Genomic DNA, 14108 nt, shown 5'->3' with positions numbered 1-14108 from the left:
ACCAAGCCATGATTAATACGATTACTGAAAATCATGAAGGTTCAATAGATAGATAAACTTATTCTATTGTGTTTGGTATGACTTAACTAACCTGAGTTCGGTTTAATAAGTAGTTAACTTACTATTAATAATTCAGTCAAAGTGAGTTAAACTAAGGCTAATTATTGCTACAAGCGAATTTAAGATGTCACCTCAAGATCAAGACAATCAAGAAAACAGCACTCACTTTGGTTACCAAACGGTAGATAAAAGCGAGAAAGAATCTAAAGTTGCCGGAGTATTTCATTCTGTGGCGGCACAATACGATGTAATGAACGATTTAATGTCGTTTGGTATTCATCGATTATGGAAACGATTTACTATTGATGCCAGCGGTGTACGCCCCGGTAACAAGGTGCTTGATTTAGCTGGTGGTACGGGTGACTTAACAGCGAAATTCTCTCAACTTGTAGGTAAAGATGGGCAAGTTATTTTAGCTGATATCAACAGTTCAATGCTGAATGTAGGTCGTGATAAATTACGTGACCGTGGTTTAGTACAAAACATTGAATACGTACAAGCTAACGCGCAACACCTACCTTTTGAAGACAACACCTTCGATATTATTACTATTGCATTTGGTTTACGTAACGTAACTGATAAAGACGAAGCATTACGCTCTATGTATCGCGTACTTAAACCCGGTGGTCGTTTATTGGTATTAGAGTTTTCAAAACCAGAGCAAGAGCTTGTTAGTAAAGCCTACGATTTTTACTCGTTTAACATTTTACCTAAAATGGGCGAGCTAGTGGCTAAAGACGGTGATAGCTATCAGTATTTAGCTGAGTCTATTCGTATGCATCCTGACCAAGATACATTAAAAGAAATGATGGATAACGCGGGCTTTGAACAAACTACTTATAAAAACTTAACTGGCGGCGTTGTAGCTCTGCATAAAGGTTATAAGTTTTAGTGGCAAACAATACCACCTTGCATCAGCAACTTTTATGCTCAGCGCTTGAAGCTATTATTAATAAGGCTTTAGTATTAAGCTTAAATGGTACGCAAAGTCTTTATCCGCTAGAGCAAAAAAACTTAGTAGTACATTTGGCTGAGCTGGGCTTCCCGTTAAGTTTTATTGTGAATAACAGCAAGGTATTGGTAACTTCGTTAAGAGAAAACCCTGATTGCGCCATTCATACCAGTGTTAAAACCTTAGTGGCTTTAAAAAACGAGCAATCGTTAACCGAGCTAATAAAACAAGACAAGCTAGATATTGTTGGCGACATTAAAATTGCCCAACAATATGCCAACATGGCTGAAACATTAGACATTGATTGGCAAAGCGAATTAGCCAAACACATTGGCGATATACCAACCTATAAATTAACCCAGTTAAGTAAAAAACTCGCCGATAAACTGGGCTTTGCCGTTAAGCAAATTCAAGCGGATTCAACTGAGTGGTTAGTACACGAAAAGCGTTTAGTGGTTACAAGTAGCCAAATAGCGGCATTTAATTTACAAGTAAGTGAATTAGAAATACACACTGAAACAGTAAACGACAGGTTTTTAGCCATTGAAAAAGCGCTATTAAATCGCCCCAGCAAACAACCTGCAGTAAACAGCAACAAGGATTCTTGTGAGTAGCTTACGCCTTTATAAAATTGTTCAAACTTTTCTGCAATATGGATTAGACGAGCTCGTACCTAAAAAGTCTCTGCCTTGGTATGCAAAGTTAGCCCGCGTGAGTTTATTTTGGTTAGGTAATAAACATAAAGATAAGCCTGTTGCCTTAAGGTTTCGATTAGCTATTGAATCGCTAGGTCCTGTTTTTATTAAATTTGGACAAATGCTTTCAACGAGGCGCGATCTACTTCCGCCCGACTTTGCTGATGAATTAGCACTTCTTCAAGATCAAGTTGTGCCGTTTGATGGTGAAAAAGCTAAACAGCTAATAATTGATGCCATGGGTGAAGATGTTTTTAACGAACATTTCAGCGAATTTAATATCGAACCACTAGCTTCGGCTTCTATCGCGCAAGTGCATACAGCTAAGTTACATACTGAAAAGCATGGCAAGACGAATATCGTTATTAAGGTATTACGCCCTGATATTGAAAAAGTGATTATTGCTGATATAGAAGTCATGTCGCTTTTTGCGGGTATTGTTGCTCGCTGGTTGTCTGACGGAAAAAGGCTACGACCTAAAGAAGTAGTACAAGAATACAAAAAAACAATTTTAGATGAATTAGATTTAAATCGTGAAGCGGCTAACGCTATTCAGCTGAAACATAATTTTTCACAAGGTCGTGAACAAGACCATGTTTTATATGTACCTGAAATTCATAGCGAATACAGCAGTAAAAATGTACTCGTTATGGAGCGTATTTACGGTATTGGTGTAGGTGAAATTGAAACGCTACACGCATTAGGCGTAGATATGAAGTTATTGGCTGAGCGCGGTGTTGAAGTGTTTTTCACGCAAGTATTTCGCGACAGTTTTTTTCATGCTGATATGCACCCAGGTAATGTATTTGTTGATGCAACTAGCCCCGCAGATCCAACATGGATTGCCATAGATTGCGGGATTGTAGGTACACTGAACCAAGAAGATAAACGTTATTTAGCTGAAAACTTTGTTGCCTTTTTTAATCGCGATTACCGAAAAGTAGCACAATTGCACGTAGATTCAGGCTGGGTTCCTAGCAATACCAGTGTTGATGAATTTGAGTTTGCTATTAGAGCGGTATGCGAGCCTATTTTTAATAAACCTTTGGCTGAAATATCGTTTGGGCAAGTGCTAGTAAACTTATTTAGTACGGCACGTAGATTCAATATGGAAGTACAGCCGCAGCTCGTTTTATTACAAAAAACCTTACTGTACATTGAAGGTTTAGGCCGTCAGTTATATCCGCAATTAGACTTATGGCAAACCGCAAAACCCTTTTTAGAAAATTGGGTAAAAGAGCAAATGGGCATAAAAGCTGTTTTTGCAAAAATTAAAGAAAACATTCCTTTTTGGAATGAAAAGCTTCCTGAAATTCCTGATTTAGTTTACGACTATTTACGCGCAGGAAAAGATAGCCATAATAAGCATTTACAATTAATAGAACTATTGAAAGAACAACAGTCTCGCCAACATAAAGGGCTTATGATTGTTATTGGATTAAGCGCTATATTAATTAGTGCTTCTATTTTTTTTAGTTTGTAGTTCTGTCTTTTAATAAAGTTAGGTTATGTAGACATAAAAATCCCTATAATAGCTATTATAGGGATTAATACTAATTGTATAGCGTTATATTGTTGTTCTTCTACGGCTCAATAATAAACCGAATAAGCTTAATAAGCTAAAGAGGCCTAAACTTCCACCTGATGAACCATCTGAGCTTTGCTCTATCGGCTGAGTTACTGGTGGTTCTACTACAACGGGCTCTTCAGGAGGTTCGACGACTGGAGGTTCAACTACAGGTGGTTCTACCACTGGTGGCTGAATAACGGGTTCGCTGTTAGGATTACTTGAACACTCAGTACAATCGTCAAATATAGCATTGATACCGGCAGTCCATTTAATACCACCTAGTTCGTATGCTCCAATATCTGGACTTGGGCCAGCATAAGCTTTATCAAAACCATCAATAATACGAGCTTTATCGATTAATATAGATGAGTCTAATAGCATAAAGTTTGAATTTTCAGGGGCTATTAACTGCGCATCACTTGTTATTTCGTTACTATCTAAGTCATAAGCATTACCCATTAACCATTCACCAATGTCAGCATAATTATTCCATACGCGATTGTTTTCTCTTGTATGGCCGTTTATCCATTCACCCATAGCTTGACCAACATTAATAAAAGTATTGTGATAAATATTATTATTGTTATTTTCCCAATTCAGCTGCACACCAGACCAAGTAACATTCCATACAACATTATGATCTACTTGATAGCCCTTGCTGTTGTTGTCTAAGTAAATACCAGCGGTACGTCCGTCTGCATAGGCTGGGCCAGCCGAGTCATGAAGCCAGTTATGATGAAGTCGTGTGTTTTTATCATCATTATTTCCCACGGTGTAAAAAACACCACCGTCATTATTAATTAACCCTACTTTGGAAACATCGTTATAGGCAAACTCACTATTTTGACTAGGTAAAAATACGCCATCTCGTCCAGTATCTGATAACGTATTACGTATAATAGTAGCGTTTGAAGCTGTTACTCTGATTGGGCTAGCATGAATACCTAAGGTATCAAAATAACGAATAATATTACCTTCAATATGAACGAATTTACCATTTTCTCCCCAACCAGCTACAAAAATACCATTTAAAGAACCATGCTCGATCGTATTGTTTTCAATGCGAGTATGCTGACCATAAACGGTTATAGAGCCAGAACCTACTTGGGCGTCTGTATTATCCAATTCATCTAAACGTTGTAATCCATAGGTTATTTTACTTTCCCTAATCGTATTATTAGCACCATTTATAACAACATTTCCGCCAAAAGCCTCTATGCCTTCCACGGTAATATATCCACCATCTAAAATAATAGTATTTTCACGAGCTGAAATTTCTACGGTGTTATCTACGGGCTCTAAACCATCTGAAGCTTGTAAATAAAGCATTGTTTGAGCAGGATCATAAAACCATTCATTAGCGTGGTCTAATAGCGCTAACTTTCCAAAAACAAAGAATCGGCCATAATTATTATGGCGAAGAATGGTCGGTGCATGAGGGTTAAAAGGCCATACAGCATCATTTATAGCGGTAAAAGAAACAGAATTATCAGTAGAACTCGTGATTTTTCTCGTCCAACTTGTACCTGAATGAGCACCTAGATACCAAATATAGCCATTACTTAAGTCGGTATCAGGTATATTTTGCGCAGATACACTCGATACAGTACCTTTAGCTGATACATCTGCAGCATCAATTGTAAATACATCACCATCGGTATTATTTGGCCAGCGAGCAATATCAACTAATTTGCTGTTGTGATAAAGCTGGCGATATTCTTCGTCAATACTCATGGTAATATTGGCTTGGTATATATCGTCTTGAAATTGTGACCAGCCAGTAACAGGTTCAGTACCGCTAATTACAACTGTTGATCCCTCTTCTGCTTTAACTGTTATTCTATTTTGTTCAGTACCATTTTTATTTATACGTAACGTTTGACGGTAAGTTCCCGCTTTAATAATTAAATTATCACCGGCTTCAAGTACATCATTCGCTTGTTCAAAAGTAGAATAAGGCGAGTTTATTGAACCGTCATTATTGTCGTTTCCATCAATAGCAACATAGATATTTTTAGCATAGATTGAACATGGAAAGAGTAGAGTCGATAAAATAAGGGATGTTGTAATATTCCTCTTTTTACATAAATATTGATACATAATAACCTCAAAAATAGGGGGATTTGTTTATAAAGAATAAATTTTTAATGAATTTTATTTGTTGTATGATTTTCAATGTAGAGTCACAAAAATAATTTTAGAAATATTATTTTAAAGGCTAAAAAATATCACATCTCAAATTCTGTTTATAAATTACACTATTTAAATATGAAAAACAAATCCAGTAGGTGAGTTATTTATGTTGTTATTTGTTAGCGTTAACGTATTTTTTAATGATTTTATAATAAGTGATTTTTATAATTTATTTATTATATGAGTTTTCTTTTTCTTACTTGTTTTTTAGCGTAATCAAAGGCAGAATAGGATGAAAATACGATTTTATATATGAACTCCATGAAAAATAAAAATAGTTTAATAGTCATTCTTGGTACTCTCGTAACCTTGTTATCAGCCTGTAGTCTTTTATCTACTAGTGAAAAACAATCAAATAATGAATCAAAAAAGTTAACGCAAACATGGAAGCCTTTGCTAGATAGTAACCTGTCGCAATGGGATGTTTGGATTGGTGTACCTCATACTTCTGTAAAAGGATTACCTGAAGGTACATTCACCGAGGATAAAGTAAGTCATGGCGATCCTAGCCTCGCTTTAGGTTTAAATAACGATGTTAAAGGCGTGTTTACCATGATTGAACAAGACGGTCAGCCTGTCTTGCATATTAGTGGTGAAATTTATGGTGGTATTAATACTAAAGCTGAATATAAAAATTACCATTTAAGCTTTCAAATGAAGTGGGGTGATAAAAAATGGGCGCCACGACAAAAAGCCATTCGCGATAGCGGTTTGTTATTTCATTGTAAAGGTGAACATGGCGCTTTTTGGAAAACATGGAAGTTATGTCAAGAATTTCAAGTACAAGAAAGTGACTTAGGCGATTACATTCCGTTAGGTAATCCTCAAGGCTCTGTAAAAGGTAAAATTCGCTCTCGTAAACCAGCAGTAGGTAAGAGACCAATTTACGATGTGAAAGGTAAATTAGGGAGTGTGGGCTATGCGAGTGCTTTTCCTGAAGTTGATAAAGCTCACGGCGAATGGAATACATTAGAATTGTTTGCGGTAAATGATTACGCTGTATTTGTCGTTAATGGCGAAGTGGTTATGGCGATTCAAGATTCAAAAGATCCCATGGGTGAAGTATTAAATTCTGGGCAGTTACAATTACAATCGGAAGGTGCTGAGTTGTTCTACCGAGATGTTAAAATTAAAGCTTTAGATGCATTACCAAAACAGTATATGGAATACATCTATTAGCTTGAGCCTTTAAAGATAATCGAATGTTAATAATTTTTTAGCCTCTGTTCGTGGTAAACAACTCACAAGCGGGGCTTGATCAAATTGTTTTTTTGAAACCACCACTTTCTCGGTGGTTTTATTTTTTGAGTCTCCTGATACTTCTACTCGACAAACAATGCTATTTTCTTGTTCAGTAAATAAAATCTTTACTGCTTTAGCCTTATTGATCAAATTTTTGTAAGGATAACCTGCTTCAGAATACAATTGTATTTCGTCGTTTGCCTGAATGCCTATAACGAGTGATGTGCTTAAAACACTTAATATCAATACAGTTTTTTTTAACATAATAACCTCGGTGTTTGTTGTAAGTTTCATTTGTAAATTAAACCTTGCACTCGAGTTAAACAAACGATATAAATTTAACATCACTTAAGTTTTTCTAAAGTAATATGAAGCTACCTCCACTCAAGTCATTGTCATTTTTTCTTGCAGCTGCGCGTAATAAAAGTTTTAAGGGTGCAGCACAAGAGTTGTTTGTAACTCAAGCGGCCGTAAGCCAACAAATTCGATTACTGGAAGAAAATTTAAAATGTCAGTTATTTATTAGAGACAGTAAACAAACTTTGTTAAGTACTGAAGGGAAACGTTTATTCCCGTTTATTGAAAAAGCTTTTAGTGAAATATCGCAAGGGATCAGCTTGCTGTCTGCAGAGCCTGATCCAAACACCCTTAAAATAACGTCTTTGCACTCTTTTACGTCTTTGATACTCATTCCTAAAATCAATGAATTTCAATTAATGTATCCTGAGATGATGTTGCAGTTTTCACCAAGTAATCAATTGGTTGATTTTAAAGATAATAATGTAGATATCGCAATCAGAAGAGGAAAAGGTATTTATCAGGGTTTGGAAAGTAGAGAGCTTATAAAAGATGAAGTTTTACTTGTGGCAAGTAGCTTGTTATTTGAAGATGCCTTTCCATCAATGGATATACTATTAAAAACACCCATGCTTTTAGATATATCTAGCGACTTAAAGCCCGCATTTGAACTATTTTGTAATCAGTATAAAGTCACGGTAGATGATTTTAAAATTAGCCTACAAACAACAGATTCAGTGCCTGTAATTGAAAAAACAATTGCAGGCCAAGGTATGTGTTTTGTAAGTAAATCTTTAGTTTTCGAGCGTATTAAAGAAGGTACTCTGATTAACTTATTTGAATTTTCAGCCAATAGCCCTATTTCATTATTTTTGGTTGCTCCTCCCAAAAATTTTCAATGGGAAAAAGTAAAGAAATTTGAAGCTTGGTTAAAAGTTTTATTCAATTCAGGGTGATATTTCGTAAAACAGTCACACTTTATTGTTATTATTAACCTTATTGTCCAAAACTTATGATCTAGTGTGTTTTATAGGCTTATTTATTATTTCAGTGGTTAAGATGATTTTTGTTCTACGGTATAGCCTTTACTTTTTAATAGTGCGATTAAGCCGTCTTGACCAAATAAATGACCAGCACCCACTAGAATAAACTCTTTGTTTTTATTTTTAAATAAGTCTTCTATTTTAGGTACCCAGTTTTTATTTCGGCTAGTAAATAGCGCGTCGTAAGATTTTGCATCTGATTCGATGGCGGCAATATTGATTAAATTTTCTAACTTAACGGCGTCTCCCACTCTCCATGCGTCTAAGGTTTCTTGGAAAAAATCAGTAAAGCTAGAATTCAATTCTAAATTGGCTTTAATAAAGTCGTCTTCGTATCCCTTACCTAAATTGCTTAGCATGGTAAATTGCATTTCAGCGGTTTCTAAATAATGAATGCTTTTTTTATCTGTTATGGCGAGTTCTTCAAAATAAGCATCAACACCTTCGCCGGAGATATCAGCCTTTTGTAATTCAATTAATGCCATTATTGAAATAACAAAACCAGGTTTAAAACTGGTAAATTGATGTACATTACTGCCAATGCTGTCGAAGTAATTGGTTAATAATTTGAAGGTATTAGGCTTTAATATGCTTTGTAATGTTTGGCCGTCGTTGTAGCTCATTTGAGCGAGCATCGCTTGTTGCGCTGCCGCATCTGTAGGATCAGGTAATTGGGCTTCTAATACAATGAGGTCGGTATTTTTATAAGCTTCAAGAAATTCTTTAGGCAGTGGAAATTCTGATTCAGGTAACACATGAATAGTACCACCAATAAATACGTGGTCGTTGTCTTTCGACACTTTCCACACTGAACTGTCAGCCATAGCTGTAATAGATAAACTATAAAAGGTAACTGTTGTTAATAAAGTGAGTATGTATTTTTTCATATTATTTATTCTTATTAAGCATTTCTCGTAAGTTAGCGACACCCATTTTGGCTGTAGCCTGTTTTTGTTCGTTACTTTTTTTGGCTTGGGTTAATTCCCAGCTTAAATCGTCTTGCGGTAATTCATGTAAAAAGCGACTCGCTTCTGTTCTTGAGACTTCACCAAATTGTCTACGTTCACGTGCGTAAGTAAAAATAAGTTCTTTTTGCGCGCGAGTAATACCTACGTAAGCTAATCTTCGTTCTTCTTCTACATTACCTTCATCCATACTGGTTTGGTGAGGTAGTAAGCCTTCTTCCATACCAATTAAAAATACGTAAGGAAACTCTAGTCCTTTTGATGCATGCAATGTCATTAATTGCACTTGGTCTGAGTCGTCTTCGTCTTCGCTGCGTTCCATCATATCGCGCAAGGTTAAACGCGTGACTACTTGCGGTAATGTCATAGGGTCTTCGTTTTCGTCGCCTTCTAACATTTGTGTAACCCAGCTGAAGAGTTGAGTTACGTTTTTCATACGCATTTCAGCTGCTTTAGCGCTTGGCGAAGAATCGTATAACCAATCTTCGTAATTAATTTCTCGTACAGCAGATCTTAAAACCGCTGCGGTATCTCCTCGTTCAGCATGATCGGCTGTTTCAACAATCCAACGAGTAAAGCGTTGTACACTCGCTAAACCACGGCCAGTGAGTGTTTGTTCTAGCCCAAGCTCGAAGCTAGCTGCAAACATACTAATTTGGCGCATGTTGGCGTAACTACCTAGTTTTTCTAAGGTTGTTGGTCCTATTTCGCGTCGAGGTACGTTTACAATACGTAAAAAAGCGTTGTCGTCGTCAGGATTCACTAAAACACGCAAGTACGCCATCATATCTTTAATTTCAGATCTTGAGAAGAATGATGTTCCACCACTTATTTTGTATGGAATACGGTTAGTCATTAATGCTTTTTCAAGTAAGCGAGATTGATGATTACCGCGATATAAAATGGCGTAATGTTTAAATTTAGATTTATTTAAAAAACGATGACCGATCAGCTCACCGACAATACGCTCAACTTCGTGTTCTTCGTTTTTGGTTTGCACAACCCGTAATTCAACGCCGTAATTAAGCTCACTAAATAGTGCTTTGTCGTATACATGAGGATTATTCGCAATCAGTATGTTTGCACACTTAAGAATACGGCCACTAGAGCGATAATTTTGCTCTAATTTGATCAACTTAAGCTCAGGGAAGTCTTCCCCTAATAACACTAAATTTTGTGGTTTAGCGCCACGCCACGAGTATATTGATTGGTCGTCGTCGCCAACTACGGTTAATAAGCCTTTTTCACCAGCAATTAATTTAACTAATTCGTATTGGCTGGCGTTGGTGTCTTGGTATTCATCTACCAACATGTACTGAATTTTTTTACGCCAGCGCTCACGTACTTCAGGGTAATTTCTTAATAAGAGCGTAGGGATTAAAATCAGATCATCAAAGTCTAACGCGTTATAGGCTTTCATATGTTTTTGATATTCAGCATAGAATTCAGCATACATGGTGGTGTCGGCATCACTTGCGCTTTTAATTGCTGCGTCAGCCAGTTGTAGCTCGTTTTTCCAATTTGAGATCATTGACTGTAATTTACTGAGTAAGTCTTTATCGCCCCCAAACTCATCTTGTGTTAGTTCTTTTAATAGCGCTAAGGTGTCTTGATCGTCAAATAAGGTAAAACCGGGTTTGTAGCCTAATGTTTTTATTTCTTTTCTAACAATATCTAAACCGAGGGAATGAAAGGTTGAAACCGTAAGACCACGGATTAAATCTTTACCTAGCAATTTGCCGACACGCTCTTTCATCTCTTTGGCGGCTTTGTTGGTAAAGGTAACAGCGGCAATGTTACGTGCTTTATAGCCACACTTTTCAATAAGGTAGGCGATTTTTTTACAGATAACCCCTGTTTTTCCACTACCAGCACCTGCTAATACTAAGCAAGGTCCACTTACGTATTTTACAGCTTCATTTTGTCCGGGGTTTAGTTTCATTATCTTTAACGGTTTCTGGGGCTATTCAAAAGAGGCGACGATTTTATAACAAATTTTTTAAATAAGCCGAATATTTTTAGTCTCAATCGTTAAAAATGTTTACAATAGTAAAATAAGCAACTTAAGTTAAAGTTAAATAAGGCTAAGAGTTTAAAATGATTAATGCTAAAAAAATTGAAGAAATTGCTCAGCAAGTATCAAATGCTATTCCAGCAGGATTAAAAAATGCAGCGAGCGATTTTGAAGAGAAAACTAAAACGGTTTTACAACGTAAATTAGCTGAGCTTGATGTAGTAACGCGTGAAGAGTTTGATGTGCAAACACAGGTGTTAATTAAAACTAGAGCAAAACTTACTGAGTTAGAAGCTAAGCTTACTGAAATTGAAGCTAAACTCGCTGAGTAATTTGGTTGGTGTTAGTTGAATAACCATAGCTTACTTAGCAAGCTATGGCTTTATAATTAAAGTATTTTTTCTATTGAGTAAAATACAGAGAAAAGGTAACCGGTACTGCGTTGCTAATGCTAGGTAATACCGCTAAGTCTTTTAGTTTTTCTACACCTGCAACTAAATTAAAATCGTTTGCTTGAATAATAATCGGTTTTAAACTGTTAACGAGTATCTTGTTGTTACTTAATTTTATAACTTGTACTTGGGTTTTAACCATTTGCTTTGCTCCATGCAATGCAATTTCACCCGCTACTTCGATACGTGCTACTTCGCCAACACTTAGTTGTTCAATTGTTTGGTTTTCAATACTCGTGGTAAAACTTGCCTTAGGGAACAAATTTGTTTCAAAAAGAAATTTTTGCATTCTTTCATTTCGAATTGGGATGTTGGTTTCAACGCTGCTTAAATCAATGGTTAAATTAACTTTACCTTTAGGTGATATAGCGCCTTTTAGTTGAGTAAACTGATGAACTTCTGTGGCACTGTTTTTCTTGGTTGTTACGAAATTAAATTGAGACTTATCATTCACTAATTGCCAATTTGCTAGGCTTGGCAGGGTAAATAATAATCCGATTATTAATGTAAAAATACGCATTTTTTTTCCTTAGTTTTTAGCTGCTGCTAATTGTTTAGTGTGGGTTAATAAGTTTATATCGCCTAGTTTACCATGCCCAGGAACAACAATTTCAGTTTGGGGATATTTTAATAGTACTTTATCGACTGAAGAAGGCCATTGTTCTATCGAGGCGTCACCTGTATAGCCTAATCCCTGAGTTTGTAAACTACGAACAAAGCAACCACCAAATAGTAGTTTAGATTTAGGTAGCCAGACGACTAGGTTATCTATTGTATGGCCGCCGCCTGGATAAAATATTTCAATTAATCCATCTCCTAACTGAAAATTAGGACCTGTAAATGAATGACTTGCTGGTGTTTGTTCTTTTTTGGCTAATAATTTGTTAGTTAATGTAGACGCATAGGTTGGAATGTTTTGTTCATTAAGCCATTTAATACCTGCTGTGCGATCTTCATGCGAGTGGGTTGATATACTCGCCGCAGGTTTATAATCTTGTTTTTCTATCCAACGCACTAATGTTTTTGTATCTTGTTCAGACCATGGCGTATCAATAATAAAGGCTTTTTTCTCATGGAATACAACCAGTCCATTTGAACTCATTAACCCAAAACCTTCTACGTTTTGAAAAGATTTATATAGATAGGTGTTAGGAGCTATTTTATTGATTTTTAATTCAGGTAGTGCCTCTTCTGCATGAACCGAAAAAGTGAGTAGTAAGGTATAAACGATTAACAATAGTTTCATGGCTTCTGATGTCCTATCCATTATATGGAAGTTTTATATTAATACTGAGTCGTTAGTGAATTATTGTTCTAAAATAAGCGTGTTACGACCTTTTTTTTCGCTTGTTTTAAGGCGTTGTTCGCTATTTTAATGAGGGATTCAAGTGAGTTTTCTGTGTTCATCGTTGTTGTTCCAATACTAATGCTAAAACGTGTTTGTTCATCTTGTAATTGCACATTAAATTGGCTAACGGCTTGTTGTAAATTAAGTAATTGATCTTTGCCATTTTCGACACTTTCAGCTGAAATGAATACCGCAAATTCATCACCACCTAATCGAGCGATAACTTGACCTTTAAAGTGTTGTTTAAGTAATTTAGATAACTCAATTAATATTTTATCTCCCATGGCGCTACCATGTTTTTCGTTAATGCTTTTAAAGTTATCGATGTCGATCACAGCCAAAATATTTGTACTTAAATCATCTAAAGAAAATTCTAGTGCTTCGCCTACTGTACTCATAAAATGTCTATGGTTTAATAACTCGGTTAAGTAGTCTTGATTTGCAGCGAGTTTAATCTTTTCTAAATATTGAAATTTTTCAATATGCTGCATAATGCGACAATAAAACTCTTCAGGACATAAAGGTTTTTGTAAAAAGTCGTCTGCGCCATTTTTAATAAATCGGGCTGAATTAATATCTTTTCTGGTACCTGAAATACCAATAACAATAAGCTCATTATTTGAATACTGCCTTCTTATTTTTTGTAGAAGCTCAATACCACTCATGCCTGGCATTTCATGATCGGTAACAACAATTTTAATTTCTGGGTTGCTGTGTAATATTTTTAAGGCGTTGGCACCGTCAACGGCTATATGAACAGTAAAGTTTCGACGCTTTAATAGTTGCGCGGTATGATTTCTTGATGTTAAGGAATCGTCGACGACTAAAACGCTAATGTTTTTGTTGGTGAGTTGATTGTGTAAAACACGTAATAGGTAATGATAAGCCTGTGCATTTTCTTTAGTTATGTAGTCAATAACAGGTAAGTTAAGAATTTTTTTACGTGTTGCATCATCCATTCTACCTGTCATCACGATACTCGGTATTTTATGTTGTAAAACATAAGGGATAGCTTCACCATTAGGGGCATCAGGTAAAGATACATCCACGGTTGCAGCAAAAAACTTGGGGTTAGTTGCAAGAATACTTTTAACTTGTGCGAACGATTTAGCAATAGTAACTTGGTAGCCTAACGAAAGCCCTATACGTTCAATAACTTTGGCTATAGATGAACTGTCTTCAATAACGAGTAATTTGGGAGACACAATAATCCTATGTTTTTACGTAAATAAATAACCTGAACTCTGGTTAAGCTATTTTACTCAGTAACGCTATTT

13 protein-coding genes are annotated in these 14108 nt (G+C 36.0%); 6 read left to right on the top strand and 7 right to left on the bottom strand.

Annotation, left to right across the window (positions count from 1 at the left end):
* The first annotated feature begins 184 nt into the window (after positions 1-184).
* The 3 genes from ubiE to ubiB are packed head-to-tail and all read left to right on the top strand — an operon-like array spanning position 185 to position 3190.
* Positions 185-952, top strand: a complete 768-nt coding sequence (ubiE, locus tag AC0L5Q_RS13015) for a bifunctional demethylmenaquinone methyltransferase/2-methoxy-6-polyprenyl-1,4-benzoquinol methylase UbiE (protein ID WP_473609174.1) — start codon at positions 185-187, stop codon at positions 950-952.
* A complete protein-coding gene (locus tag AC0L5Q_RS13010; RefSeq protein WP_473609170.1) occupies positions 952-1626 on the top strand; it encodes a ubiquinone biosynthesis accessory factor UbiJ in 675 nt (224 codons plus the stop codon). The genes ubiE and AC0L5Q_RS13010 overlap by 1 nt, the downstream gene beginning before the upstream one ends.
* Entirely contained in the window at positions 1619-3190 is a 1572-nt protein-coding gene (gene ubiB / locus AC0L5Q_RS13005) for a ubiquinone biosynthesis regulatory protein kinase UbiB (protein WP_473609166.1), read from the top strand. Before AC0L5Q_RS13010 ends, ubiB begins: the two co-directional genes overlap by 8 nt.
* A gap of 84 nt (positions 3191-3274) precedes the next feature.
* On the opposite strand, the gene AC0L5Q_RS13000 is transcribed toward ubiB, so the two are convergent.
* A complete protein-coding gene (locus tag AC0L5Q_RS13000) occupies positions 3275-5377 on the bottom strand; it encodes a right-handed parallel beta-helix repeat-containing protein (RefSeq protein ID WP_473609162.1) in 2103 nt (700 codons plus the stop codon).
* A gap of 354 nt (positions 5378-5731) precedes the next feature.
* Here AC0L5Q_RS13000 and AC0L5Q_RS12995 point away from each other — a divergent pair, with 354 nt between their 5' ends.
* Positions 5732-6649 (top strand): 3-keto-disaccharide hydrolase, encoded by a 918-nt coding sequence (locus tag AC0L5Q_RS12995; protein WP_473609160.1) that lies wholly within the window; start codon positions 5732-5734, stop codon positions 6647-6649.
* Between the two features lie 9 nt (positions 6650-6658).
* Here AC0L5Q_RS12995 and AC0L5Q_RS12990 read toward each other — a convergent pair whose 3' ends face one another.
* On the bottom strand, positions 6659-7006 hold the full coding sequence (locus AC0L5Q_RS12990) for a hypothetical protein (RefSeq protein WP_473609156.1): 348 nt from the start codon (positions 7004-7006) through the stop codon (positions 6659-6661).
* A 74-nt stretch (positions 7007-7080) separates the two neighbouring features.
* Here AC0L5Q_RS12990 and AC0L5Q_RS12985 point away from each other — a divergent pair, with 74 nt between their 5' ends.
* Positions 7081-7965 carry a LysR substrate-binding domain-containing protein gene (locus AC0L5Q_RS12985; RefSeq protein ID WP_473609152.1) on the top strand — a complete coding sequence of 295 codons (885 nt, stop codon included), beginning with the start codon at positions 7081-7083 and terminating at the stop codon, positions 7963-7965.
* 98 nt (positions 7966-8063) lie between these two features.
* Here AC0L5Q_RS12985 and AC0L5Q_RS12980 read toward each other — a convergent pair whose 3' ends face one another.
* Together AC0L5Q_RS12980 and rep are read right to left on the bottom strand one after the other, a co-directional pair.
* Complete coding sequence (locus AC0L5Q_RS12980) at positions 8064-8939, bottom strand: TraB/GumN family protein (protein ID WP_473609149.1); 876 nt, start codon at positions 8937-8939, stop codon at positions 8064-8066.
* A gap of 1 nt (position 8940) precedes the next feature.
* On the bottom strand, positions 8941-10959 hold the full coding sequence (gene rep / locus AC0L5Q_RS12975; RefSeq protein WP_473609146.1) for a DNA helicase Rep: 2019 nt from the start codon (positions 10957-10959) through the stop codon (positions 8941-8943).
* 155 nt (positions 10960-11114) lie between these two features.
* On the opposite strand from rep, the gene ubiK reads away from it, so the two are divergent.
* Positions 11115-11363 (top strand): ubiquinone biosynthesis accessory factor UbiK, encoded by a 249-nt coding sequence (gene ubiK, locus AC0L5Q_RS12970; protein ID WP_473609142.1) that lies wholly within the window; start codon positions 11115-11117, stop codon positions 11361-11363.
* A 70-nt stretch (positions 11364-11433) separates the two neighbouring features.
* Here ubiK and AC0L5Q_RS12965 read toward each other — a convergent pair whose 3' ends face one another.
* The 3 genes from AC0L5Q_RS12965 to AC0L5Q_RS12955 form a co-directional block, all read right to left on the bottom strand.
* Entirely contained in the window at positions 11434-12003 is a 570-nt protein-coding gene (locus AC0L5Q_RS12965; protein WP_473609138.1) for a YceI family protein, read from the bottom strand.
* Positions 12004-12012: 9 nt separating this feature from the next.
* A complete protein-coding gene (blaDIM, locus tag AC0L5Q_RS12960; protein ID WP_473609134.1) occupies positions 12013-12729 on the bottom strand; it encodes a DIM/SIM/IMP family subclass B1 metallo-beta-lactamase in 717 nt (238 codons plus the stop codon).
* A gap of 68 nt (positions 12730-12797) precedes the next feature.
* A complete protein-coding gene (locus AC0L5Q_RS12955) occupies positions 12798-14036 on the bottom strand; it encodes a GGDEF domain-containing response regulator (RefSeq protein WP_473609130.1) in 1239 nt (412 codons plus the stop codon).
* Positions 14037-14108 lie beyond the last annotated feature (72 nt).

The organism is Pseudocolwellia sp. G5-9 (assembly GCF_055808995.1).
This window is presented reverse-complemented; position numbering and strand designations above follow the sequence as displayed.